Annotated in this window: 19 protein-coding genes and 5 pseudogenes; 10 read left to right on the forward strand and 14 right to left on the reverse strand. The window is 66.3% G+C overall.

The annotated features are described in order from the left end of the window. Window position 1: 1 nt before the first annotated feature. Together OHA03_RS40915 and OHA03_RS40920 are read right to left on the reverse strand one after the other, a co-directional pair. Entirely contained in the window at window positions 2-271 is a 270-nt protein-coding gene (locus OHA03_RS40915) for a potassium channel family protein (protein WP_267009031.1), read from the reverse strand. Window positions 272-306: 35 nt separating this feature from the next. Then, complete coding sequence (locus tag OHA03_RS40920; protein WP_267009032.1) at window positions 307-1,707, reverse strand: IS1380 family transposase; 1,401 nt, start codon at window positions 1,705-1,707, stop codon at window positions 307-309. 285 nt (window positions 1,708-1,992) lie between these two features. Between OHA03_RS40920 and OHA03_RS40925 the strand changes: the two genes are divergently transcribed. Then, a complete protein-coding gene (locus OHA03_RS40925) occupies window positions 1,993-3,480 on the forward strand; it encodes an IS4 family transposase (protein ID WP_267000869.1) in 1,488 nt (495 codons plus the stop codon). Between the two features lie 1,519 nt (window positions 3,481-4,999). Here OHA03_RS40925 and OHA03_RS40930 read toward each other — a convergent pair. After that, window positions 5,000-5,677, reverse strand: coding sequence for a GAP family protein (locus OHA03_RS40930; protein ID WP_267009033.1), 678 nt, complete (start codon window positions 5,675-5,677; stop codon window positions 5,000-5,002). 669 nt (window positions 5,678-6,346) lie between these two features. Here OHA03_RS40930 and OHA03_RS40935 point away from each other — a divergent pair. Next, window positions 6,347-6,463: pseudogene (locus OHA03_RS40935) on the forward strand (transposase); the annotation flags it as partial. 104 nt (window positions 6,464-6,567) lie between these two features. Here the strand turns inward: OHA03_RS40935 and OHA03_RS48175 are convergent. From OHA03_RS48175 to OHA03_RS40950, 4 genes are all read right to left on the reverse strand, one after another. After that, a complete protein-coding gene (locus OHA03_RS48175; protein ID WP_354006176.1) occupies window positions 6,568-7,044 on the reverse strand; it encodes an IS30 family transposase in 477 nt (158 codons plus the stop codon). A 341-nt stretch (window positions 7,045-7,385) separates the two neighbouring features. Continuing rightward, window positions 7,386-7,862 carry a hypothetical protein gene (locus OHA03_RS40940; protein ID WP_267009034.1) on the reverse strand — a complete coding sequence of 159 codons (477 nt, stop codon included), beginning with the start codon at window positions 7,860-7,862 and terminating at the stop codon, window positions 7,386-7,388. A 78-nt stretch (window positions 7,863-7,940) separates the two neighbouring features. After that, the gene (locus OHA03_RS40945; protein WP_267009035.1) at window positions 7,941-9,332 is read right to left on the reverse strand and encodes a Dyp-type peroxidase; all 1,392 of its coding nucleotides are present in this window, start codon (window positions 9,330-9,332) and stop codon (window positions 7,941-7,943) included. Window positions 9,333-9,391: 59 nt separating this feature from the next. Further along, window positions 9,392-10,537, reverse strand: a complete 1,146-nt coding sequence (locus OHA03_RS40950; protein ID WP_267009036.1) for a catalase family protein — start codon at window positions 10,535-10,537, stop codon at window positions 9,392-9,394. 619 nt (window positions 10,538-11,156) lie between these two features. Here OHA03_RS40950 and OHA03_RS40955 point away from each other — a divergent pair. The 5 genes and pseudogenes from OHA03_RS40955 to OHA03_RS40975 all read left to right on the forward strand — a co-directional run. Further along, window positions 11,157-11,234, forward strand: a pseudogene (locus OHA03_RS40955) (GAP family protein); the annotation flags it as partial. Between the two features lie 154 nt (window positions 11,235-11,388). Further along, the gene (locus OHA03_RS40960; RefSeq protein ID WP_267009037.1) at window positions 11,389-11,670 is read left to right on the forward strand and encodes a CPCC family cysteine-rich protein; all 282 of its coding nucleotides are present in this window, start codon (window positions 11,389-11,391) and stop codon (window positions 11,668-11,670) included. A 511-nt stretch (window positions 11,671-12,181) separates the two neighbouring features. Continuing rightward, window positions 12,182-12,508 (forward strand): transposase, encoded by a 327-nt coding sequence (locus OHA03_RS40965; protein WP_267009038.1) that lies wholly within the window; start codon window positions 12,182-12,184, stop codon window positions 12,506-12,508. 77 nt (window positions 12,509-12,585) lie between these two features. Continuing rightward, window positions 12,586-13,020, forward strand: coding sequence for an IS3 family transposase (locus tag OHA03_RS40970; RefSeq protein ID WP_267009649.1), 435 nt, complete (start codon window positions 12,586-12,588; stop codon window positions 13,018-13,020). A 104-nt stretch (window positions 13,021-13,124) separates the two neighbouring features. Further along, window positions 13,125-13,499 carry a hypothetical protein gene (locus tag OHA03_RS40975; RefSeq protein WP_267007702.1) on the forward strand — a complete coding sequence of 125 codons (375 nt, stop codon included), beginning with the start codon at window positions 13,125-13,127 and terminating at the stop codon, window positions 13,497-13,499. Between the two features lie 33 nt (window positions 13,500-13,532). Here OHA03_RS40975 and istB read toward each other — a convergent pair whose 3' ends face one another. From istB to OHA03_RS40995, 4 genes are all read right to left on the reverse strand, one after another. Then, window positions 13,533-14,303 carry an IS21-like element helper ATPase IstB gene (istB, locus tag OHA03_RS40980; protein ID WP_267007701.1) on the reverse strand — a complete coding sequence of 257 codons (771 nt, stop codon included), beginning with the start codon at window positions 14,301-14,303 and terminating at the stop codon, window positions 13,533-13,535. Continuing rightward, window positions 14,300-15,718 (reverse strand): IS21 family transposase, encoded by a 1,419-nt coding sequence (gene istA / locus OHA03_RS40985; protein ID WP_267007700.1) that lies wholly within the window; start codon window positions 15,716-15,718, stop codon window positions 14,300-14,302. The genes istB and istA overlap by 4 nt, the downstream gene beginning before the upstream one ends. Before the next feature lie 264 nt (window positions 15,719-15,982). Then, window positions 15,983-17,386 carry an IS30 family transposase gene (locus OHA03_RS40990; protein WP_267009039.1) on the reverse strand — a complete coding sequence of 468 codons (1,404 nt, stop codon included), beginning with the start codon at window positions 17,384-17,386 and terminating at the stop codon, window positions 15,983-15,985. A 308-nt stretch (window positions 17,387-17,694) separates the two neighbouring features. Then, complete coding sequence (locus OHA03_RS40995) at window positions 17,695-18,780, reverse strand: IS110 family transposase (RefSeq protein ID WP_323181192.1); 1,086 nt, start codon at window positions 18,778-18,780, stop codon at window positions 17,695-17,697. A gap of 283 nt (window positions 18,781-19,063) precedes the next feature. On the opposite strand from OHA03_RS40995, the gene OHA03_RS41000 reads away from it, so the two are divergent. The 3 genes and pseudogenes from OHA03_RS41000 to OHA03_RS41010 all read left to right on the forward strand — a co-directional run. Further along, window positions 19,064-20,134: an IS110 family transposase gene (locus OHA03_RS41000; protein WP_267007698.1), complete on the forward strand. Its 1,071-nt coding sequence runs from the start codon at window positions 19,064-19,066 to the stop codon at window positions 20,132-20,134. Window positions 20,135-20,150: 16 nt separating this feature from the next. Further along, window positions 20,151-20,372: pseudogene (locus OHA03_RS41005) on the forward strand (integrase core domain-containing protein); the annotation flags it as partial. A gap of 29 nt (window positions 20,373-20,401) precedes the next feature. Continuing rightward, a pseudogene (locus tag OHA03_RS41010) lies at window positions 20,402-20,865 on the forward strand (ISAzo13 family transposase); the annotation flags it as partial. Window positions 20,866-20,984: 119 nt separating this feature from the next. Here the strand turns inward: OHA03_RS41010 and OHA03_RS41015 are convergent. From OHA03_RS41015 to OHA03_RS41025, 3 genes and pseudogenes are all read right to left on the reverse strand, one after another. Further along, window positions 20,985-21,347, reverse strand: a pseudogene (locus tag OHA03_RS41015) (transposase); the annotation flags it as partial. Window positions 21,348-21,424: 77 nt separating this feature from the next. Then, window positions 21,425-22,537: an IS630 family transposase gene (locus tag OHA03_RS41020; protein WP_267009040.1), complete on the reverse strand. Its 1,113-nt coding sequence runs from the start codon at window positions 22,535-22,537 to the stop codon at window positions 21,425-21,427. Window positions 22,538-22,647: 110 nt separating this feature from the next. After that, entirely contained in the window at window positions 22,648-23,262 is a 615-nt protein-coding gene (locus OHA03_RS41025) for a TetR/AcrR family transcriptional regulator (protein ID WP_267009041.1), read from the reverse strand. Window positions 23,263-23,390 lie beyond the last annotated feature (128 nt).

Here is a 23,390-nt window from a genome sequence, read left to right on the forward strand (position 1 = left end):
GTCAGAACAAACACCGTTGCAGTACTAGGACGAGGAGATCGAGCAGCATCTGGGCAGTGACGATCAGGTGGCCGGCTTCGCTGGTCGCGGTGATATCGCCGAAACCGACCGTGGTGAACGTCGACACCGCGAAGTAGAGCGTGTCGGTGCGAGTGAGCCCGGATCCACCGGCTTGATTTCGGAGTGATCGTTTCGGGTGGTTCGGGGGTGGTCCGAGGTTGAGCTGCGGATTCGGGTATGGGGTGCCCGCTGGTCTGCCCAGCTCTTCCACATGCTCGGAGATCTCAGGCCCTTGCGGGCGGGTGGTCAGGGCTTCTCGACGGCGGGTGGTGGCGCGTGCGCGAGGTCGAAGAACTGGGTGAAGTCGTCCCGCCAGAGCCAGCGTTCGGGCAGATGGAGAGTGAGGCGGCGGGCCGAACGTGCCAGCCGAGCAGGCACGTTGATCAGGTGGTCGCGGATCGTGCCGGTGGTCGCCTTGGCGTGAAAGGCGGACGCCAGGGTGCCGGCGGCGCGGGTCAGGTTGTGCGCGAGGGCGGCCAGGGCGAGCCAGGCCGCGTTCGCCTGGAAGTGCCCCGAGGGGGCGTGCGCGAACGGGCCGTTCTTCACATCCGCGATCACCTGTTCCACGACAGCGTGACGCCTGTGATCACGCTCGGCATCGGCCAGGGAGAGCGGGGAGTTGGTGAACGCGCCGTGATAGCGCCAGGTGTCGAAAAGCGTGTCCTGCCCCTCGGGGATCGCCCCGGGGTTGAGGCGCTTGACGCGGCGCACGATCAGGCGTGCGGTGACCTGCTGTTTCTTCGGCTTGGAGGTGAAGGCGGTGTAGGTGGTCTCGGCTATCTCCGCGTCCGAGATCCAGCACTGCCCCTCTTCGTCCCACACCGCCTTGGGATACTTGATCGCTTTCCATGCAGCTTCGTTGATGCCCGCGATCGCGGCCTTGATCGAGGCGTTCATCCGCACCGTGACGGAGAATCGGGCATCCAGGGCCCGGCAGGCGTTGATGACGTCGGCGCCGTAGAACGCGGAGTCGGCCCGCACGATGAGCAGTCCGGTAGCGCCGCTGGCGCGGGCCGTGCGGATGGTCTCGGCGACGAACGCGGCGGCCCCGCGTGCGGAGTTGGTCGGGCCCTTGCGCAGGCGGGTGGCGGCGATCACGGGGGCGGACAGGGGTGTGGAGACGATCCCGAGCAGCGCGTTGAGGCCCTTGACCTTGCTGTATCCGTAACCCGCCCCCTGCTTGGCGTAGCCGTAGGTGCGGCGGATCGTGTCATCGATGTCCACATAGGCGACCGATTCGGCGCCGGACAGCAGCCCGGTGTGCGCGGCCAGTTCGGGCAGGAACCTCCGTGCCACCGCGTGCAGTTGCTTCACGTGCCCGTGAGTGAAGGAACGCAGGAACGAGCCCAGCGTGGACGGCGCCCGCACCCCGGCGAACAGGCGCGGCAGAGCGCCGTGCCGCAACCGGTCCATGTCATCGATGCTGTCCGCGCCCGCGACCATGCCGCCCACCAGCGACATCAGCTTCGCCGCGGGGAAGGCACCCGTGCCGTCCTTCGAGACCGGCAATCGGACGTGTTCGCTGGCCAGAGCGGGCAGTCCGCACCGCTCGGCCAGGCGCACCAACGGTTCCAGCCCGCCGTACCCGACCAGATTCGGATCATCGAACCGTGCAGAGACCTTCGCGGCGGCATGGGAAGATTCCATCTCGGAAGTGCCTTGTCGATCGTGCCTGATGTGGTCCTAGAGAAACCCCATCATCGCAGGTCACAACAATGCCGGTGAGTTAGCGCGTCGGTGCAGGTCAGACACTTGATAGTGCGGGGTTTGGTTGGGAATATCCCCTGGTGACGTTGCGTGATCCGTCACTTCTGGTGACGTGTCGGCGGAGGCCGGGACACGGCAACGGAGTTCCCGGTAGGACAGAAGATCGACCAAGATCCGACTGTCCGCGAGGGAACTCCGTTGGGTACTCAGTGTGCCATCGTCCGCATGTCGTCTGCCATCACCGAGGGCAGCCAGGCCCCGTTGAACAGGCTGGTGACCCCCACGGACCGGCGCTTTGGCGAGCACGTCCGTCTCGGCGTGTTGACCGAGGAGATCAGCCCTGAACTGGTTGACGAGGTCGTGGAGTTGACCGGCTGCGGCGAGCGTCGCCGCCGGCTGTTGCCCGCCCGGGCGGTGGTCTACTTCATCCTGGCGTTGTGCCTGTTCAGCAGCTCCGACAGTGCCGGGCCGCCGGGATACCGGTCGGTCCTGCGCACGTTGACGGAGAAGCTGCGGCATCTGCCAGGCCTGTGTGTGCAGCGCTTGCCCACCAGCTCGGCCCTGACACGGGCCCGGCAGCGGCTGGGCGACAAGCCGCTGCAGGCGCTGTTCGAGCGGCGGTGCGGCACGCTGGCCACGACCGTCACTCCGGGCGCGTTCGCCTTCGGGCTGCGGCTGGTCGCCTGGGACGGCACCGCGCTGGATGTCCCCGACACCCCGGCAAACGCTGCTGAGTTCGGTTTCACCGGCAAGGGTGGTGTCAACCAGAGCGGACACCCACAGGTCCGCCTGATGGCCCTGACCGAATGCGGCACCCACGCCCTGGTCGACGCGGCCTTCGACGCCGTGGCCAGGTTCAGCGAGCACAAGCTCGCCCGCCGGCTGCTGGCCTCCCTGCGAGGGGACATGCTGCTGCTGGCCGACCGCAACTTCGCCGGATACCAGCTGTGGGGCCTGGCCCGCGCCACCGGCGCCCACCTGGCCTGGCGGATCAAGAAGAACCTGGTCTTCGTGCCGCTGCGGGTGCTGTCCGACGGGTCCTACCTGTCCATCATGCGCACGCCCGCGGAGAACATCCGCCACGGTCAGGCCCGCGCGGCCGGACGCACCCTGACCGAGCCGCCCCGGGGACACCTGGTACGGATCATCGAGTACACCGTGACCATCCACCCACAGGCCGGCCCACCCCGCACCGAGACGTTCCGGCTGGTCACCAGCCTGCTGGACCACCGCCTCGCCCCGGCCCACCAGCTGGCGAGGGCATATCACCAGCGGTGGGAGATCGAAAACGGATTCGCGGAACTCAAGAACCGCCTGCGCGGCGCCGGATTCATCCTGCGCTCCAAGGCGCCCGAGCTGATCTACCAGGAGATCTACGCCCTTCTCACCGTCTACCAGGCACTATGCGCACTGCAGACGCGCGCGGCAGAACACGGCGGGACCGATCCTGACCGGATCTCCTTCACCGTCACGGTGCAGCTCGCCCGGCTGGCCGTCGCCGCCCAGGCCGCAGCCGACGTCACCACACTGGCCGCCGCCCGCCGCGAAGCCACCACAGAGCTCTTGGCCGCCCTCCTGCCGCCCCGGCGCAACCGGCAGTGCCAGCGCATCAAGAAGCCGTCCAAGAACACCTTCGAGGTCAGAAAACGGGACCAGACCCGCACTCCCAGTAACGTCCGCTACACACTCAAAGTCACCAAGCACCCCACCTGACCTGCACCGACGCGCTAACTCACCGGCATTGCAGGTCACAAGGCACTTTCTCGTTTCCGCGAGAGTCATCCACAGACATCCAGCCGGTGGATCCGGGGTGAGGGGGTGAGAACTGAAGTGCGCCGGATTATTTTGGGCGAGGATGAAGTAGGCCGCGGCAAACAGCAGCAGGAACAGCGGTGTGGTGACCGAGAGTGCCTCGACCGCCCGGACAGCGGGGTAGTCGGCACGGGTGATCGAACGGACCTGCCAGGCCACGACTCCGGCAAGGACCAGCAGCGCGACGGACAACGACGCTGGGACCGGCACCGACAACTCCTCGAGTAGCTGCAGCGGGGCGAGGTAGTACAACGCGACCAGGCCGAGCGAGGTGGCCAGGATGCGTACGAGCGCCAACAAGGTCAGCCGTCGCCGCTGTGCCGGGGCCAGGGAGCGGAGTGGTTTCGGGATGCGCATATAGCGGCCTCCGGTTCACACGGTCGTGTCCTCGGAGCGGTGCGAAAGCTCGACGAGGTAGGTGCCGATGAGCGGATATTACGCGGCGTCCGTGAGCGTGTCGTTGATCTCGGCGGCGATTCGCCTGATCGACGTCGGGGGTTCGGGCAGGGATCGGCGGACGTCTTGGAGGCAGCGGAGGCCGGCAGGAGAGGGGTCATGGCGAAGTCGCGCCGGCCGCGAGGCCCGGTCGAGGACGGCCCCAGACCAGGCTGGCGCAGGTGGGCTCGCTGGGGATGCGGTCGATGACATTGGCCCGGCGGCGGGTCTAGCCGAAGGTCCGCTCGATGAAGTTGCTGCGCGCAGCTGAGCCCGGTGGATGTCTGCCCCGGCGTCCATCCATGGCCTGCCGGACTCCGTGGAGGCGGGCATGCCAGATTCGTGCCAGACAGAACGAGCTGTCTGCCACGGTCGATCGGGGCGCGTCGGGGCTCAGACACGCGCCGACGAGCTCAGCGCCGTTGTGCACCGCTTGACCAGCTCAAACGAGTGCGTGACCGATGCCAGGCTTACAAAGCAGATGTCGCCGGTTCGAAACCGTCCGCACCCACCAGTACAAATGCCCCCAACCGATCACGATTGGAGGCCTTTGATATCTACTCTTGACGTCAACCGGAGCGGTCACTCATAACCGGGACGCCGCTTCAGCATGCGGTCCAGGTGTGGAGGGGGTCAACAAGATCACGGCCCGGGGCATCGTCGCCCTGGTGTTCCGTCGCCATGCCGAGGGCGGCCAGCAGCAGCCTTCCGAAGAGTCCGCCGCAGTCGAGTGGCTGTCAGAGAAGGGGTACACCGTGGCTGCGGTCGGCTCCGCGGCTTTACGCAGGAACGTTGGCGCGAGCCTCGAAGATCATGGCCCCAACGTCGTGCCTTACCGGGCAGGTCCACAGACTGCCCAACGCACCGGAGGCTTACGGGCCGTGATCACTCGCGCCAAAGCAGCTCCAGCCCAAAGCCGCTACGCTGACCTTCTCCCTGTTGCACGTCTGTGATCGGACCCTACCCCCACGCGTGGGTAAGTCTGTCAGGAAGTCAGGATGGAGATGCCGTCTCCGAGCAGTTTCAACCCGATCACGAAGAACAGAAGCGCCATCACGGCGACATTGTGGTGGGCTGCCCAGTCTTTCCAATTGCCGAGCGTGCTTTTGGCGTGCTCGCCTCCGAGCAGGAAGACTCCCAGCGGGGCCAGCAGGCCGAGGGTGGCGATCAGGACGAAGATCGCCAGCGATGCGATCTGCTGCCCGACCGGCAGCCCGGCTGAGCCGATCGCAGCGCCCGCGGCGATGGTCAGCGGGGCGTTCTTGGCGTTGAGCGCGGACAAGGCCAGTCCGAGCCCCAAGACCTTTACCGGCGTGAGGCGGTCGATCGCGCCCATCCACTTCGGTAGCTGGGCTTGCGAGGGATCCTTCGGACGCCGGTGCCATTGCCGGGCGCCGAAGAGGACGAGGAACACGCCCAGAGCGAGCTTGAGAGCTCCCACCCAGGTGGCCGGATGATTGTGGGCGGAGGCACCTGCGGGAGAAGCGATCACCAGCATCACCGCGCCGAGTGCCGAGAGTCCCAGGATCCAGCCGACGGTGAACAGAAGTCCGTTGAGACGTCCCCGAGGCGTGGCAAGCATGAGGATGATTGCGATGATGGAGATCGGGCTGATCGCGACGCCAGCCGCAAAACCCAGCACGTCACCGAGAACGTTGCCCATGGTTACCTCCGGGTGCGTGGGTCAGGGCGGCGATCGAGTTGAGTGGGGCCAGCGACACTGGTGACCCAACCGCCTGGGCGGGCAGCCTTGGGAGTGTCGTGGACATGCACGGTACCTGCCGGGGAGCCGTGGGCCGGGGCGCAACCTTCCCCGAAGTGGTCCTTGTGCACGGTGAACTCCTCGGCGGTCAGCACCCGACCGGTACCCTTCCCAGATGTTTCAGACTGCCGAGCGCTTCGTTGCTCAAACCCGCTTACGGTGCGACGGGTTGTTACGCGGTCAACTGCTGCGTTCACGGCCACGCGGAAACCGCTGCCCGAGAAACCTGACGACCACGTAGCCTTCAATTCCATCTTCCTGCACCTTTCCGGATCTGTCCTCGGGGGCCTCTCATGACGCTAGGACTCTGGCCTCGGCCCGCTCGCACGCCGGCGTTGTGTCTTCCCGGAATTGGACAGCAAGCCAGCACCCGAGGATGCCTACTCGGGAAGGACCTGTTCAACTCCGGCTCGACCCATGACCGCACGCCACCGCGTCGGCGGGGAGAGCGCAGGATTGATCTGTGCCATGTCGTTGACGACTGGAACACCCCCGGGTTGCGCTTGGCGTCCTCGTTGGCCTTCGGAACACCCTCGCGTCGACTGGGAGGACGCTTACACGGGGTGCAAAGTCCCGGCCCAGCTGGCGGCGGACCTGGCGCTGCTGACCGGCCACCGCTGCGACCTGATCGCCGACCGCGTCCGCCTGCTCAACCGGCTCCGCGACATGCTCACCGGGAGCTTCCCTGAAGCTTCCCCTTGATGTTGGACACCTGGGGACTGGGACGGGCGGTTTCCATCAGTGGTTGCGAATCACCTGGTAAATGGGCCTGTGAGCCGTCCTAGCATGTCCTAGCATAGCTTCGACGGGAGTCTTGTCGCCCAGACGAGGCGGGACCGGTGGTTGAGTTGGTGTGCGACCCTTTGCAGGTCCTGCTCGGTGTGAACGGACAGGTCTGTGCCCTTGGGAAAGCACTGACGGAGCAGTCCGTTTGTGTTTTCGTTCGTGTCGCGCTGCCATGGCGAGTGCGGGTCGCAGAAGTAGATCCGAAAGCCTGCGAGGGCCTCGATGTCCTCATGCAGTGTCAGTTTGCGTCCCTGATCACAGGTGAGGGTCTTTCGCAGCTGGGCAGGGATGCGGGCGGTCTGCGTGGCGATCGCGTTGCGGACCTGAGGCGCTTGCCACCCGTCCGGCAAGTGGATGAGCTGGACGTAGCGGGTGGACCGCTCGACGAGAGCGCCGATCGCCGAGCCTTGGCCGCGCCCAATAATGAGGTCGCCCTCCCTGACCAGGGGTTTTGCGGTCGTTGACCTTGACGGGCCGCTGATGGATCAGCTTCATGTTCTTGATTTTGTTCAGGGTAGGGACGCCGCGGCGTTGGCGTTGGCGTTGGCGTCGCGTCCGTCCGGTGCGGAGCTTGCCCGTCCGGCGGCCGAGGTAGCCGGCGAACAAGGCCCGGCAGACCGTCTCCGGACAGACTCGCATCGTCGGCTCGGCGGTGTATTCGCGGGCCAGGTGTCGGGGTATCTGGTGGGTGGCCACTTCTCGGTGAGCTTTTCACGCACGAGGGTGCGCAAGGGCTCGCTGTTGCGGATTCCTCGTCCTTGGGGCGCTGCCTGCGCAGGGCAGCTGAAGGCGAGTCCGCCATCGGTGGGTCAGCACGGTCAGGTCAGTTGGCCGCGTCGAGCAGTTGCTGGAACGCCTTGTTGACGCGTAGTGCCTTTTGGATGTCTGTGATGGTTGCGTCGGGGGCGGCGCGGAGGTAATTGCACGCTGTGGCCTGGTGGGCGATGACGAAATCCTTGAGGCTGGGATCCTTGATGCCCGGGTAGTCCTCGGTGTGTTGCAGGATGGCGTCGAAAACGTCGGGGATCAGCGCGCCGAAGTCGTCGATGTAGGCGTCCCAGTCGCCGTCGAAGTTGCTGGCGAACAGGAGGCGGGTGTCGTCGTCGAAGAGCACCCACCGTAGGTCGTGGAGGGTGCCGATTCGGTCGGCCAGGACCCTCATCTTCTGGTGGTCTATCCCTTGGAAGTAGTCGCGGATTTGCTGTGCGTGGCCGGGCTTGACGTTGAAGAAGAGGGTGAACTCGCTGGTTTTGCCTTCCTTCAGGCCGGGGCGGCTGGGGGTCTGCGCGTTCGCGGTCATGTCGGGAATCCCTTCTCGGACTCAGGAGTGTTGGGCGCTGCCACGGATGGAATCGGCGGTTCGGCCCGCAGGCGTGGCTCAGGTACCACATTCGGCAATCCAGTTCAGGCCTCGGATGCCGGGCATGAAGAGGTACTCGCCTCCTTTGGTCACGGCGAAGCGGGGCAGCTGCTGGAGCCGGCGGCGGACCGGTCGCTTGGGAATCGTGAAGGTGCCCGTACCGTCATTGCTCCCCATGATCGGGTCCTTCTCGTTGCCGAGGCCGACGAAATCTCCGTCATTGGCCCACCGTGATTTGAGGAACTCGAACTGCCGGACGAGGTCGGTTCCCATGAAGATGAACACGATGCCGCGCTCGACGCCGTCATCCTCAAGCTCTCCCTCGGGAAGCATGGGGCCGTACGTGGTGCCCCGGCGCAGCGCTCGGTGCAGTTTCACGTCCACCAGGGAGTCGGCCAGGGCGTCGCGCGGGTTCATCCGCCGGATGTGGGAGCCGAGCGGACAGCGCAGGCCGGCCGGATCCTGCTCGTGGTAGGTGAAGTCGTTGACGCGGTGCGGATCGGTGGCGATGGCCGGGTCGTCGTGGTCGGGAGCGAGTACCAGGGGTGCCCCGCTGCGCCAGCGGCCGACCATCTTGGCCGCGAGCAGTTCTTCTTCTTCGGGCGATGAGGCGTTGTCCTTCAGGTAGCGGCGGTACTCGGCGACCCGCAGGTGCAGTTTGCGGAAGGCCACGTAGGTGCCGTTGCGGCTCAGTACGTCGGGCTGGGGCATGGGCGTGAGCCGTCCCAACTCGTTGGCATAGCCCAGGAGGAACTCGCCGGCCTTGACGGTGGGGCCGAAGCCCGGCAGATAGCCGTAGTCACCGCCACCCATCCGCTGGGCGAGGCTGGCCGCGCCGGAGCCCTCAATGTCGGGCTCGCCGATGCCGTCCACGAAGCCCAGGTGTGTGCGCTTGGTCGGCAGCGCCGAGGCGTCCAGTCGGTAGATCACCGACACCCCGGGCAGGTCCCTGAGTGTCTCGCGGGCCGTTTCCAGCAGGGACTCCATCGCGGCGGCGTCCGGGGCAAACACGGAGACCGCGACATGGACGTCCGCGCTGCCCAGCGGGACGTCCCAGTGCTCGGGACTGCTGTCGCCGGAATCTCCGAGCTGTTCGGCGCGAGCTGCCATACCCTCGCGGAAGGCGTCCGGGAAACTGTCCAGCGATTCCTGCGGCACGCCGAGCGCCCGCAGCCCGGAGTAGCTCAGCGCGACGCTCAGCCACGCGCGATGGGGAGGGTCCCACCATTGGGTCGCCGAGGCGACGTGAGGTACCAGGCGGGCGAGCATCTGACGGCCGTCGGCGGGATCATCGATGCGCAGCAAGAAGTACGCGCCCGTGAAGGGCGTAGGACGCAGCCTGAGCAGAGTGCCCTGGATGTCGTCCAGCTCCAGCACCTGCTCCTCAGCCTGGCCTGCGCTTTCTGCCATGGTGTTCTGTCTCCGTGTCGTGGTGGACCGAACCGTGCCCGACGGCTACGGGGGAGAGTTCAGTGGGGAGGAACTGCCGTCTTCAGTGGCAGCACCTCGTCCGCGCTGCGCGGCTCGCGCCGTTCTTGCTGGTTGAGCCGGTGGCGCAGGAGCGAGGAGTGGCGGTAGACCTCCTTGCGGGCCCGCATGATGCTTCCCAGCGGCCGGTGCGCGTCCGTCACCCGCCAGGGCGTGAAGGACAGGGCGTCCATGCGCCGGAGGTTGTCCTCCCCTGAGATGTCCTGCTGGGGGAAGCGGAGCTTGGCCACCGTGACGTACGGGGACAGCTGCTCGGGCCACTCGACCGTGAGGTCCTCCACCGGCATCCGCTTCAGGTCGGCACACAGCTGTACCTGGATATCGAACGTGTAGGGCCTCGCGCGTAGCTCGGCCACCAGGGCCGGCCGGAAGACCTCTTCCGCCGAGGTGACGTCCATATGGCGCTCGACCACCGCGGCCGCGCAGCCGGGGTCGGGGGCGATGCGTACCTTGGCGATGTAGTCGCCGTGCCTGACAGCCCCCATCGTCGTGTAGGCCGACAGCAGCACGTTCACCAGGGGCCGCTGCGAGACGATCAGGAAGGTCAGGAATTCCTCCCACGCCCAGTCGTCCTCGCTGAGGGTTCCCTTTCCGGTCACATAGTCGCGGTAGAAGCGGTGCCTGCCGCGCATGCCGTCGGCGAAGTACTCGCCGGCCCTGAGGAACAGGTCCTGGATGAACAGGTAGTGCTGCACGGTGTTGCAGAAGAACACCGGCGCGTTGATGGTGTTGTAGTCGAACGTCCGGCTGTCGGGCTCGTCCTCCAGCAGTGTCGGACCCTCGATGTCGAACATCTTCAACGCCAGCCCTGTCGCACGTCCCAAACGCGCGTCGGCCCCTGCGTGGGGAGACCCGTTGGAGAACCGCACGAGCGCATCGTGCCTGCCCGGGGTGGCGTAGATGCCCTGGGCGTACTCCTCGGGCAGCCCGTCGAGAATCTCCACCTCCCCCCTCACCAGCCCGTACCCCTTGGCGTGCGCGTCGCGGACCGCCTGCCCGGTACCTCCGGTCGTCACCGACCCGGTGACGTACTCCTCCGTCTTGGCGATCACTTTCTGCACGTTCTCATCGAAGCCGGGCTCGTCGATCTCCACGTCCGGCGTGTAAGGGATGAACCGCACAGACATGACTCGACCGTCTCCATTCTTTTCGCCAGAGCACCTCGGGGCGCGCAGCGCTCTTGTGCAGTGCATGTGCTCGGGCTGGGGCGCCCGGCAGTCTGCTGCCGAAATGCCTCTCAGCACCGTTGGCACACGTCTAAGACTTCAGTCATGCGCCGAGTTCTGGGCGCCACGCCACGACCATCTGGCCGACCAACGTCCTTACGCGACGGAAGTCAACGCCCCCGTCCGCCAGGCAGCCGGACGTGATTCATCGTAGGCACGTCGGGAATGCAGGCGCGCGTTGAACACGGCCGTCGGCGGTCAAGAACCAAAATCACCCAGAACGCACAGCCTCAGCTGGGCATCACGAACATTCCCGCAGCTCCTCACGGCGCCGGTCATTCACTCGTTCGTCTCCAGCAACGCGCTTCGGGGGCGACGCCACCTGACGATGTACGTGAGGGCCAGGCCGGGTGCGCGGGCCGGTCACCTGGGCTCGCGATCAGACGTCCCTGACGGCGGCCCCGGGCCCCCGTCAGACCGAACTCTACGACCACGCGCGGAGGCCGCCTTGGGACACGCCGTCGGTGATGTGCTGGGCCTGGCAGCGGCTGTCGCGGTCAGCCCGCTTCCCATCGTGGCCATGATCCTCATCCTGGCCACGCCGAGCGGACGCCTCAACGGATCATTGTTCGCCCTCGGCTGGGTCCTGGGACTCGCGGCACTGGGCGCGATCATGCTGGCGATCGGCGGCCCGGCGGCGCCTCCGCACACAAGCAGCCGGCGACCTGGGTGGGCGGCCTCAAGCTCGCCCTGGGTGTGCTGCTGGTCCTCTTCGATCGCGGTGGACTGCTACGACAGGGCAGTATGCAGCCGTGGTCACTCCTTTCGTCAACATCCACGGGACGGCCGAGGGTGGCCCATACCGCTGTCCTTGCTGCGGCTTCATCACGCTCGGCGAGCGCCGCAACTACGAGGTCTGCTCCGCGTGCTTCTGGGAGGACGACGGGCAGGACGACCACGACGCGGATCGCGGGCCAAACGGCCGCCTGAGTCTCACCGAAGCTCGGCGGAACTTTCATGCCATGGGAGCCTGCGACGAGCGGTGCACCCAGTTCGTGCGCGCCCCTCGGCCGGACGAACACCCGCTGGCCTGACATCACAGATGAGCAGCCGGACGACCGCGCTCAGGCTGTCGGCAGATATTCGGCAGATATTCGGCAGATATTCGGCAGATATGGCGGGTCGAAGTGGGCCGGTGCGCTCTCGCCCGCGTCGCTGATCAGCTCCGCCCGAGCGGCCATGCCCTCGCAAAACGCCCGCGGAAAGCTGTCCAGCGACTCCTGGGACACCCCCCGGGCCCTCAGTCCCAGGTAGGTGAACGCTACAGCCGCCCAGGCATCCTGGCTCCGGTCCGCGCTGGGCAGACCACCCGCCGTCACCGAGAGCAGCCGCCGCCGCAACTGAGCACGCCCGGCATGGCGGTCATCGACGCGTCGACGAGCAGACCGTCGTCGTCCCCGGCACCGGCACCCTAGTAGACCGTCGCGGCTAATTTTTGGGATAGAGGTGGCGCAGTTTGATGCGTGCGTCGTGGGTGGTGAACTGCCAGTCGACCTGAACCGCCCCGGGTTCGGTAGGGACTCGATCATTTGAGAGGATCGAGTCATGGCACGTCCTTCCACCTACCCCCTTGAGCTGCGCAAACGGGCGGTCCGTATGGTCGCCGAGGTGCGTCCGGACTACGACACCGAATGGTCGGCAATGAAAGCGGTCGCCGCCAAGCTGGGGATCGGGACGACCGAGACGCTGCGCAAGTGGGTCCGGCAGGACCAGATCGACTCCGGTGACCGGCCGGGCGTGACGAGCGAGGAGTCGGCGGAACTGAAGCGGCTGAAGAAGGAGAACGCTGAACTCCGCCGCGCGAACGACATCCTGAAGGCGGCGGCGTCTTTCTTCGCGGCCGAGCTCGACCGGCCACACACGCACTCGTAACGTTCGTCGACGAGTTCAAGGACCGCTTCGGCGGCGTCGAGCCGATCTGCAGGACGCTCACCGAGTACGACTGCAAGATCGCCCCCTCCACGTATTACGCGGCGAAGAAGCGCCAGGCAGCACCCTCGGCCCGGCGGGTCCGCGACGCCGTCCTCAAGGAGCTGATCACCGAGGTCTACGAGACCAACTTCCGTGTCTACGGAGCCAGGAAGGTCTGGCGCGAGCTGCACCGCCAGGGTCACGAGGTGGCCCGGTGCACCGTCGAGCGCCTGATGCGTGAGCTCGGCATCACCGGCGCCGTCCGGGGCAAGAAAGTGATCACCACAATCCCGGACGGCTCCGTCGAGCGGGCGCCGGACCTGCTGGACCGCAAGTTCGTCGCGTCGGCGCCGAACCGCTGCTGGGTCGCCGACTTCACCTACGTCCAGACCTGGTCCGGGACCGTCTACGTCGCCTTCGTCGTCGACACGTTCTCACGGCGGATCACAGGCTGGTGTCGGCGTACGACCTAAGCTCCCCAGTCGCGTACGGACGAACGTCCCCAGCTATGTCGCGGGCAGGCGCACGTCTGGGGATCCTGGTTGAGATCGTTGGACCAGCCGGAGACACTCGCAGGATGAGTCACAGCGCATCGCCTGGGTCGGTTGAACGAGGTTGGGACGGGCCGTGGTTTCGGGTTCGCGCGGACGCCTTCGAGGCATCGTTCCTGCCCAGCTCAGGCGAGGACTTGGACCTGGTGTGCAACGTCGATCTCTTCGTGGACCTCAAGGACGGCTCCCGGTGGAGCGCGACCGTCTTCACGGTCGCAGAGGTCGAACGCTTGATGCAGACCTGGGCAGGAACCGACGAGGCTCTCGGCGGCCGCTACTTCTGGGTCTCGGACGGCCTGATCGTCCGGGATCCCGGCATCGACAACATGACCAAGGTGATCGCCGGACTGATCGAGAACGACGAGTTCTCCGAGATCTTCCAGCGACTCGACGGCGACTGACCAGGTCCCGGCCGAGTGTCACGACGTGGCCGGTCAGGCCACGTCTGTGTCGCGCTCGATGGCCTTGAGCCGGTTCTTGAGCCGGTAGCTTGGTCCGTTGATGGAGAGCACGTCGCAGTGATGCAGGAGCCGGTCGAGAATGGCGGTGGCGAGGACCTCGTCGCCGAACACCTGTCCCCATTCGCTGAAGGTCTTGTTCGAGGTCAGGATGATCGAGCCTTTCTCATACCGTTTTGAGATGACCTGGAAGACGAGATTTGCCTCTCCGCGTTCGAGGATCTCGTAGCCCACCTCGTCGACCACGAGGACGCCCGGCCGCAGGTAGGTGCCGAGCTTGTTGGCCAGACGGCCGGCTGCTTCGGCGGCTTTGAGGTTGCGGACCATGTCGTCGAGGCTGGTGAAGTAGACCGAGTAACCGGCCCGGCAGGCCGCGACCGCCAGAGCGACCGCGATGTGCGTCTTGCCCACCCCCGGCGGGCCCAGGAGAGCGGCGTTCGCCTTGGCCTCGACGAACGAGAGGGTGGCCAGGTCCTTGACCTTGCGCGGGTCGAGGTCGGGCTGGAACGAGAAGTCGTACTCATCAAGCGTCTTGTGGTGCGGCAGCCTGGAAAGCCGCAGGCCCTGGCGGAAGCGACGGTCGTCGCGGACGGCCAGTTCCTCGGAGAGGACGAGGTCGAGGAAGTCGAGGTAGCCCATCTTCGCCTCGTCCGCCCGGCGGGTGAACTCGTTGATGGTTTCCGCGAGGTGGGGCAGGCCGAGCTTGCCGGCCGTGGTGCGGATGCGGTTGCCGGTCAGCTCACTCAAGACGATTCCTTCGTCGCTCGATGGGTGGTGAAGGGACGGGTGCCGGTCAGCTCGTCATAGACCGACAACGGTCGGCGCCCGACCTCGATCCGGGTGGCCGCGGCCCGGTTCAGCAGGGCCTGCAACGGGCCGGTCTCCTCGCCCCGCGGCCGCTCTTGACGAGGCTTGACTGGAATGTCGCCGGTGGTGGTCCGGCGGCCCTTGCCGGTGGGCAGGCCGTCCCAGTGAGACTCGTCGACGACACGTGCACCGCGTCCGATGGCCCGCGGATGTGCCGCCAGCAGCGTGCTGCCATGGGCGTCGGCGAGGGTGGCATGCAGCATGACCTGGGATTTCGTGGCCCGGATCTCGACCAGCTGGCGAGCGCGGACTCGGTGAGCTGGCACGGAGTAGAGGTTGCCGTCGAAGGCGACCAAGCAGTCCTTGCCGACGTGCCGCAGCTGCCGCTCGGCCACCAGATACGGGGTCTGCGGCAGCGGTTTGAGAGCCGCGTGGTCTCTCGCCGCCCGCTCCGCGATGACCTCGCGGTGGGTCTTGTGGATCTGGGCCCGCCGCTGGGGCACCCAGGCGGTGAACGCGGCGTCCATCTCCTCGACGGAGGAGAACGACCGACCGGACAGAACATGGTCGCGGACGATCAGCACTTGTCGCTCGACCCGGCCTTTGCCCTGCGGCCGGTAGGCGGCCAGGACGTCGATGTCGAAGTCGTAGTGGCCGGCGAAGCCGACCGCTTCCGGATGCAGCGGGACCGCCTCGCCAGGAGCGACGTGGCGTCGGACGACCGTCTTGGTCCGGTCGTAGACGATCGTCATCGGTGCCCCGCCGAAGTGCGCGAAGGCCCGGCGGTGGCAGTCGAAGAAGGTCTGCAGGTCCTGGCTGGTGGTGAAGCAGCAGAACGGATCGCGGGAGTACGACAGCGTCATGTGGAAGGAGTAGACCTTCGGGATCCCCATATGGGCGAGGATCTTTCCCTCGTCGCCCCAGTCCACTTGGGCCTGGGCGCCCGGGATCACCTCGAACCGGCGGTGCATCCCCGCCAGTTCTTTGGGCGTGATCCCGAGTTCTTCGGCGATCCTCGGCCGGGCCGTCTGAACGTAGAGCTTGACCCGCTGATAGTTGCCGGTGAAGCCGTACTCCTGGGCCAGCCGCTCGTGGATGACTGCGGCCTTCATCAGGACCTCGGCCCGGAGCATCGAGTCGATCAGCGGCCCGAACTCGTCGATGACCCTTGCCCGCGACCGCCCGCTCGGCGACCGTCGTGGAGGCGTCGCCGGCCCCGGTGCCGAGAGGTACTTGCGGACCGTCTTGCGGTCCAGCCCGGTCTCCCTGGAGATCTCCGACAGGCTCATCGCCCCGGACTCCAACAAGCCCCGAAATCGCCGAAGCTCCAGCCAACGCTGCGGATCCAAGACCACTGCCAGCCTCCTCCGCCGTCCATATCGACCAAGCAGCAGAGTGCCGAGCGGCAGGTCTCACCGCATCAGCAACTGTCCCTTTTCATCCGTACGAGGCTGGGGACGTTCACGTGTACGCCGACAGCTGGTCAGCCTCGCGCTCCAAGGAGACCCAACTTGTCCTGGACGCACTGGAGATGGCGTTGTGGCAACGCGACCGCGAAGGCCGCCCACATCGGCCGGGCGAGCTGATCCACCACTCGGACGCCGGGTCCCAACTTGGACTCAACCGGTCGTCGCAACACCAGCTTCCTGGAGGGATAGTAGGTGCTCGTTGAGGGCCTCGGCCGGGGTCTTCCAGTCGAGGGTCTTGCGGGGTCTGTTGTTGAGGGTGGCGGCGACGGCCTGGAGCTCATCGGTGTCCCAGCGGGACAGGTCCGTGCCCTTGGGAAAGTACTGCCGCAGCAGGCCGTTCGTGTTCTCGTTAGTGCCGCGCTGCCAGGGACTGTGGGGGTCGGCGAAGTAGACCTGGAGGCCGGAGTCGATGCGGAGTTGGGCGTGCTGGGCCAGCTCCGTGCCGCGGTCCCAGGTGAGTGACCTGCGCAGGTGCTCGGGCAGGGTGGTGATGGTGGCGGTGATCGCGTCCCTGACGGCCTCGGCCCCGCGGCCGGCCAACGCCGGGCCGTTCTTGGTGCGTGGTTCGAGGCCGAAGCCCTCCATCCTGGGCAGGTGCAGCAGCATGGTGAACCGAGTGGTGCGCTCGACCAGGGTGCCGATCGCGGACCGGCCGGTGCCGATGATCAGATCGCCCTCCCAGTGGCCCGGGACAGCGCGGTCCGCTGCCTCCGCGGGCCGTTCGCTGATCAGCACGTCGGCGGTGACGTGCCCCCGGATGCTCTGCCTGGTGCGTTCCCGCGGGACGCGCAGTGACCGTCCGGTGCGCAAGCAGGCGACCAGCTCACGCTTGAGCGCTCCGCGTCCTTGCACGTAAAGGGCCTGGTAGATCGCCTCCGGGGAGATTCGCATGGACTCATCCTCGGGGAAGTCCACCCTGAGCCGCTGCGATATCTGCTCCGGGCTCCACGCCGTGACCCAGAGCCGGTCCTGGCGTCTGGGTTTGTTACGGCCTTTCCATGCAGGCACCTGCGGTCCCTTGACCGCCCCGCCGTCCACGGCGTCGACAACGCTCCCGGCAAGCCGGCCCTGAACGTACTTATGGAGGCGCTCGTTGGCCACCAGCTTTGCTGTCTTCGGCCGGCGGGCGCGCCGCTCCGCGTGCCACTGCGCCGACGAGGCCCGGTACTCCAGGTGGTAAGTGCGTGTGGACGCATTGCGCCGCAGTTCCCTCGAGATCGTCGAGGGAGAACGCCCCAGATGCCGTGCGATCTCACGGACACCGAGGTCCCGGGCACGCAGCAGAGCGATCTCCTCCCGTTCAGCGAAGGACAGATAGCGGCCCGAGGTGGCCGCCGTGAGGCAGGGATTCACTCCGCCAGCATGGCGAAACCACCGCGACCCCACAGCCGGGGACACCCCGATCACGCCGGCGGCGTCCACCGAGCTCAGACCTCGCGCGATCGCATGCCAGAACCGGACCCGGTCCTCACGCCAAGCAACGCCCGGCCGACCCGGCGAGGGCATCTGCCCGCGATACTCACGCGCCGCCCGCTGCCGATTACCCACACCCATCCGCAAACCTCCAGCTCACAGAGGTGTTGCGACGACCGATTGAATCCGCCCAATACACCAGTTTCCGGCTCGCTGAACACCTTGAAAGGGCCGAGGTCGCGGCCTCGATCGGATCGGTCGGCGACGCCTACGACTGTCATTCTCTTCGTACCGGATCCCGCAAGGATCGGGTAGTCCCGGCCGCGACGGTCTGACTCTTGCTTATGACTGACCCTACGGGTGTCCTGGCGTTGATCTGTCGACCGTCCGGCCGGGCGCGCAGCAAGCGCTGCCGCCGGGCGGACGTGACCTGATAGCGCCTCTGTGTGTCAAGCGGCTTGAGCGAGGTGGTTCCGTTGGTCGCGTTTCATGATCCGGTAGACCACGTTGGACAGGCGTCGTTTGAGGGCTCTGCGAGCCTCTGCGGGCGTCTTTCCTTCCGTGATTTTGCGCAGGTAGTAGGCCTGCCCGCGTCCGCCGTCGCGGATCTGGCAGATGGCGATGGTGTGCAGCACCGAGTTCAGCGCGCGGTTGCCGCCGGTGTTGAGCCGGTGGCGGACGTTGTTGCCGCTGGAGGCGTCCAGGGGCGCGCTGCCGGTGTAGCTGGCGAAGTGGTGCTCGGTGGGGAATCGTGTGGCGTCTCCGACATGGCCGATCACCTTGGCGGCCAGCACGGTGCCCAGGCCCGGCAGGGTGGTCAGCGTGGTGTGAGTCGCGGCGACAGCCTCACGCATCTCAGCCTCGTTGTCCTTGACCTGCCGGTCCAGGCGTCGAAGATCGGCCAGCAGATCACGGGCTATGTCCCGACGGCAGGAGTCGGTGGCTGTAATCGGCCGGATGCCCTTCATCACGGTGGCGGCTTTGTCGGCAGACAACCCGGTGGGTGCACCGCCGGGCACCAGATCTCGCAGGACAGCGTGCAGCCGGTTGAGGACCCGGGTGCGTTCGTGCACCAGGTCGTCGCGCCGCTCGGTCAGCAGCCGCAGGATAGTGGTCTGGTCTTCCTGTGCCACTGGCCGCAAGTCTGCCCTGAACAAGGCGACCTGAGCGACATGAAGGGCGTCCGCGGCGTCGGTCTTGCGGTCGCCACCAGTGGCCAGGAGCCGAGCCCGAGCCGACAACGTGGAGGGCACGTCGACCACGTTCTCGCCCGCGGCAGCCAGCTGCTGGGCAAGCGAACGCCCCAGTCCGCCGGCACCTTCGACGGCAAACCGGCGCTCAGGCCACTGCTCGCACCAGCGCATCAACTGACGAAAAGTCCCAGCGTTGACGACGAAACGGCGCTGGGCCACTTGGTGGCCCGCAGCGTCGACGGCAACAGCGGTGTGGGACGACTTGTGGGGATCGACACCGATCAGAATCACAGGATGCTGGCCTCGCACTCGATGAGATAGGGACGGGAGTGCGGCGGGCACCCTGACTTGAAGTCACTGCGTCACCTTCATGCCTCTGTCGAGCCACACCGCGCGGGTGCCGGTCAGCGGCGGCACGCTATCAGTGAGCCAGCCCGAGGGCGGCAAGGAGCACTGCGGGCCCGTGCCGACCGACACCCTGGACGCTACGGCTGCAGACCGAGCGTCTGGACTCGATTGAACAAGTCAGGAGCCTGGAGCCAACTCGTCAAAGCGTCCCCGTGACAGTCCTGTCCGTCCGACCGGCGACAGCGTGAACCCCACGTTAGCGGCGGGAGGGACCACAGTGAACGACAGTGAGCAGTCCAGGTCCGGGCATGTCGTGATCGGCGTCGACACGCACAAGCACGTGCACGTCGCGGCGGTGATGGACACGATCGGCGGGATCCTGGCCACCTTGACGATTCCCACCGACGCCGGTGGCTTCCAGCAACTGGCGGACTGGGCCGCCTCGTTCGGCACTGTGCTGGCATTCGGGATCGAGGGCACCGGCTCCTACGGCGCCACGCTGACCTCGTTTCTGCGAAGGGCGGGCCACAAGGTCGTCGAGGCTGGCCGCCCGGACCGGCGACTGCGACGCATGAATGGCAAGTCCGACACCCTGGATGCCGAGAATGCCGCCCGCGCGGTGCTGGCCGGGTTCGCAACCGCCACGCCGAAGACCGCCGACGGCGAGGCCGAGATGATCCGCCTGCTCAAGATTGCCCATGACCAGGCCGTTGAGCAGCGTGCAGCGGCAATGGTCACGATCAAGGCGATGCTCGTCCACGCCCCGGATGCCCTGCGCCGGGAGACTGCCGGCAAGACCCAGATCAGCCTGGCGCGGCAGCTGGCAGCCCTGCGTCCTCGCCATCTGGAAGGCCCCGAGGACGCGCTTCGTCACACCCTGCGGACGCTCGCCAAGCGGTGGCAGTACCTGGACGCCGAGGCCAAAGAGCTGACGAAGATGATCGGCGACCTGGTCCAGCGAGTCGCCCCGCAGTTGCTCGAGCCCTTCGGAATCGGCGTGGACACGGCCGCGGAGATCCTCGTCGTGACCGGAGACAACCCTGAGCGGATCAAGTCCGAGGCCGCTCTCGCCAAGCTCGCGGGCATCGCTCCCGTGCCCACCGGCTCCGGCATGACCAGCGGCCGGCATCGCATCAACCACGGCGGCCACCGCCAGCTGAACGCCGCGATCTACCGAACCGTCATCGTCCGAATGCGGTTCCACCAGCCGACGATCGACTACGTCGCCCGCCGCACCGCCGAGGGCAAGACGAAACGCGAGATCATCCGATGCCTCAAGCGCTACGTCATTCGCGAGGTCTACCACCTGCTCCGGCCCGCCCCACGGACGGCCTCCGCAGCGAGTTGACAACTATAGGAGCGTCAACGCGCTCATGGAGTCCACGATCGGGCTGTTCAAGACCGAACTGATCAAGCCCGGGCGCCCCTGGAAAACGCTCTCCCAGGTCGAACTGGCCACCGCCGAGTGGATCGACTGGTACTGCCACCGCCGGCTCCACGGTGAAATAGGGCACATCCCACCCGTTGAGTACGAGACCAACTACTACCTCACAACCACGAAACCCCAGGTCACAACCACAATCTGAGATCTCTACCGAACCCGGGGCGGTTCATGGGCCGTTATGACCTGGGCACCACGGTTACACCCGTCCAGTTCCACGCCCTGCCGATCACACCCCACGCCTTCCACGGCGACTGGAACTACACCCTGGCACCGCTTCCGCCGCGGCCTCCCGAGTTACCCCAAAACAAGCGACGGATCGATCCAGCCTTGACCGCGATGCTCACCGATCCGGCCCTGACCGGCATGTCACGGCCCACCTTCGACCACCTGGTCGCCATCTCGGAACCCTACTGGGATGCCCTGGCCGAGGCAGCCTTCCAGCGACGCTTCCACCGTCCACGCAGCTACCTACACCCACAAACCAGCAGCCTGGACCACTACCACCGTCTCCTGGCCGCCCTGTTGCGCCGCCGCAGAGCAGTCACCAGCACACTTCTGGCCCAACTGCTGAATGTCGGCCGCACCAACCTGTCCAACCAGTTCCAGGACGGCCACCGACTTCTGGACCTGCACCGCATCGTCGTCACTCCGCTGCCCGGAACACCGGCCCGCACACTCACGCAGCTCCGAGCCCGCCTACCCCTGCACGACGACCGCCCGACAGATCAACTCTGACAGTTATTCAGTCACAGGCCCCCAGCGCTCCGCAGTACTGGCGCGCGACCGCCACCGACATCCGGCCGTCCTTGGGGAACGACACATCATCGACCGCCCAGGCATCCGGGCCGATCTGCGGCACCATCCGCTCCGCAATCCGCCGCCGCACCGGCACCGGATCCCAGGTCGACTGGTTCACGAACTGCTGCAGGTTCTGCTCGTTGCCATCCGACAGCCGCTCCGCCATCGGCTGGATCGACTTACGCCGCCCGTCCAGCATCAGCCCCCGCAGATAGCAGTCACCCTTCGCCCGCTGATCCTTGCGCGGCACCGACGCGAACACGTCAGCCACGAATAACGCCAACTTCGCTCGAGCACGGTTCACTTCATGTGTGTCCACACCCCCAACATGCCCCCAAACAGGACCGCGAGACATACCTAACGGAGTCCTACTAGTGTCTCGTGATCCTGTTCATGTCAGTTCGAGTTGTTATTTACGAGTTTCTTCACGTTGGTCGCGACGAGTCGGACCTTCGCGAGGACCTCGCCGGCGGTCGCGGTCCAAGTGAACGGTTTCGCTGTCGTGTTCCAGGAGTTGATGTAGTCGCGGATCTGTTTGATCAGGACGTTGACGCTGGAGAACGTGCCGCGGCGGATGGACTGCCGGGTCAGGATTCCGAACCAGATCTCGATCTGGTTCAGCCACGAGGAGCCGACGGGAGTGAAATGGAAGTGGACGTGCGGGTTCTTGACCAGCCACTCCTTGACCTCCGGGGTGGTGTGCGTCGAGAGGTTGTCCAGGACGACATGGATGTCCTTCCCGGCGTGCGGTTTCACCGCCTTCTTCAAGAAGGCCAGGAAATCCTTGCCGTTCCGGGTCGGCCTGCACTCGCCGAGCACTTCACCAGTGGTGACGTTCAGGGCGGCGAACAGGTTCGTGGTGCCGTGCCGGACGTAGTCGGCGGTGCGCTTCTCGCTCGCCGCGAAGGCGACCGGCAGCACCGGCTGGGTCCGGTCCAGCGCCTGGATCTGCGTCTTCTCGTCGATCGAGAGGACTACCGCGCCGCCCGGCGGGGCCAGATACAGGCCGATCACGTCGGCCACCTTCTCCGCGAACGCGGGATCTTTGGAAATCTTGAAGGTGCCGGACCGGTGCGGCTTCAGGCCTTCCTCGCGCCAGACGCGCGCGATGTAGTGCCAGGACACGGTGATGTTCTCGGTTCGCTCCAGGTACTTCGCCAACTCCCGTGTGGACCAGTGCGAAAGCCCCGTGCCGTCCGGCGGCGTCATGCGCGTCAGCGCGATCACCCGGGACCGCACCCGCGCCGGTACCTGTTCCCGTGCGCCACCGGGACGCTCCCCTTCCAGCCCGGCCAGTCCGTGCTCGGCATAGCGGGTCTTCCAGCGGTCCACGGTCGGCAGTGACACCCCGAGCAGCTCGGCAATGTCCTTGCGCCGGCGCCCCTCGCTCGACCACAGCACGATCCGGCCCCGCGTAGCGATGTCCGCAGGAACGTCCCGGCTGTTCAACAACTCCCGCAACTCGGCGGCCCGTTCCACGGAGATCTCCACACCAAGAGACCCTGCCACACAAGATCAAGTAACGCTGGCGGAATCACGAAACACTAGGGCGAGTGGTGAGTTAAGGGATGCTCAACGAGGTGCAACCGGATCCGACGGCCTGGTCCCGTGTGCGGGCGTCATTCGTCGATTTCGCTGGTGACTGCGTGCAGGAGGAGTTCGAGGAAGTCCTGCTCGAGCTCCCCCGGTGGCAGCCGCTGCGGGTCGATGAAACTCTGCGCCAGCGCACCTTCGCGCATGGCGATGGCCATCCGGGCCAGCTGTTCGAGGTCTACCTTCGGGGTACGCCCCGCCTGATTGAGCAGGCGCGCCATCAGATCCGCAACGGTGGTTCGAACTCGTGCGTCGTGCTCCGCGAGAGCCCGCGCAGCTTCCGCATTGCGCATCGCGTAGAGAGTGAACTCGGTGGTCACCAAGTACCAATCGCGTTCGCCGGCGTCCACGTAGGCGAGTATGCGCGCGATCCGCTCGACGGACAGGTTGCCCCTCTCGATGTCGCCTGCCGCAGCGGCCACACGGTCGACGACACGCTGCGCATGAGCGTCGAAGAGCGCGAAAAAGAGCTCGTCGCGGTTCTTGAAGTTGGAGTAGAACGCGCCCCGGGAGTAACCCGCACGCCGACAGATGTCCTCAATGCTCGCACTGTGGAAGCCGAGCTCGGCAAACGCCTCCAAGGCCGCATCGCGCAATCGCGCGAGGGTCACCGGGCGGCGTTTCGTCGTCCCCTTGGGCATCCGGGTCTCCTCAGAGCTCTTGACAGCGATGCTGACGCACAGAAGCATACATCGATGTATCCGATGCAGTGATGTATCCGATTCGTTTCTGGCGCTCCTGGAGCGACCGCGACTTGGATTCCCCCGTC

It is taken from the genome of Streptomyces sp. NBC_00154, from assembly GCF_026342835.1.
Taxonomy (GTDB): Bacteria; Actinomycetota; Actinomycetes; order Streptomycetales; family Streptomycetaceae; genus Streptomyces.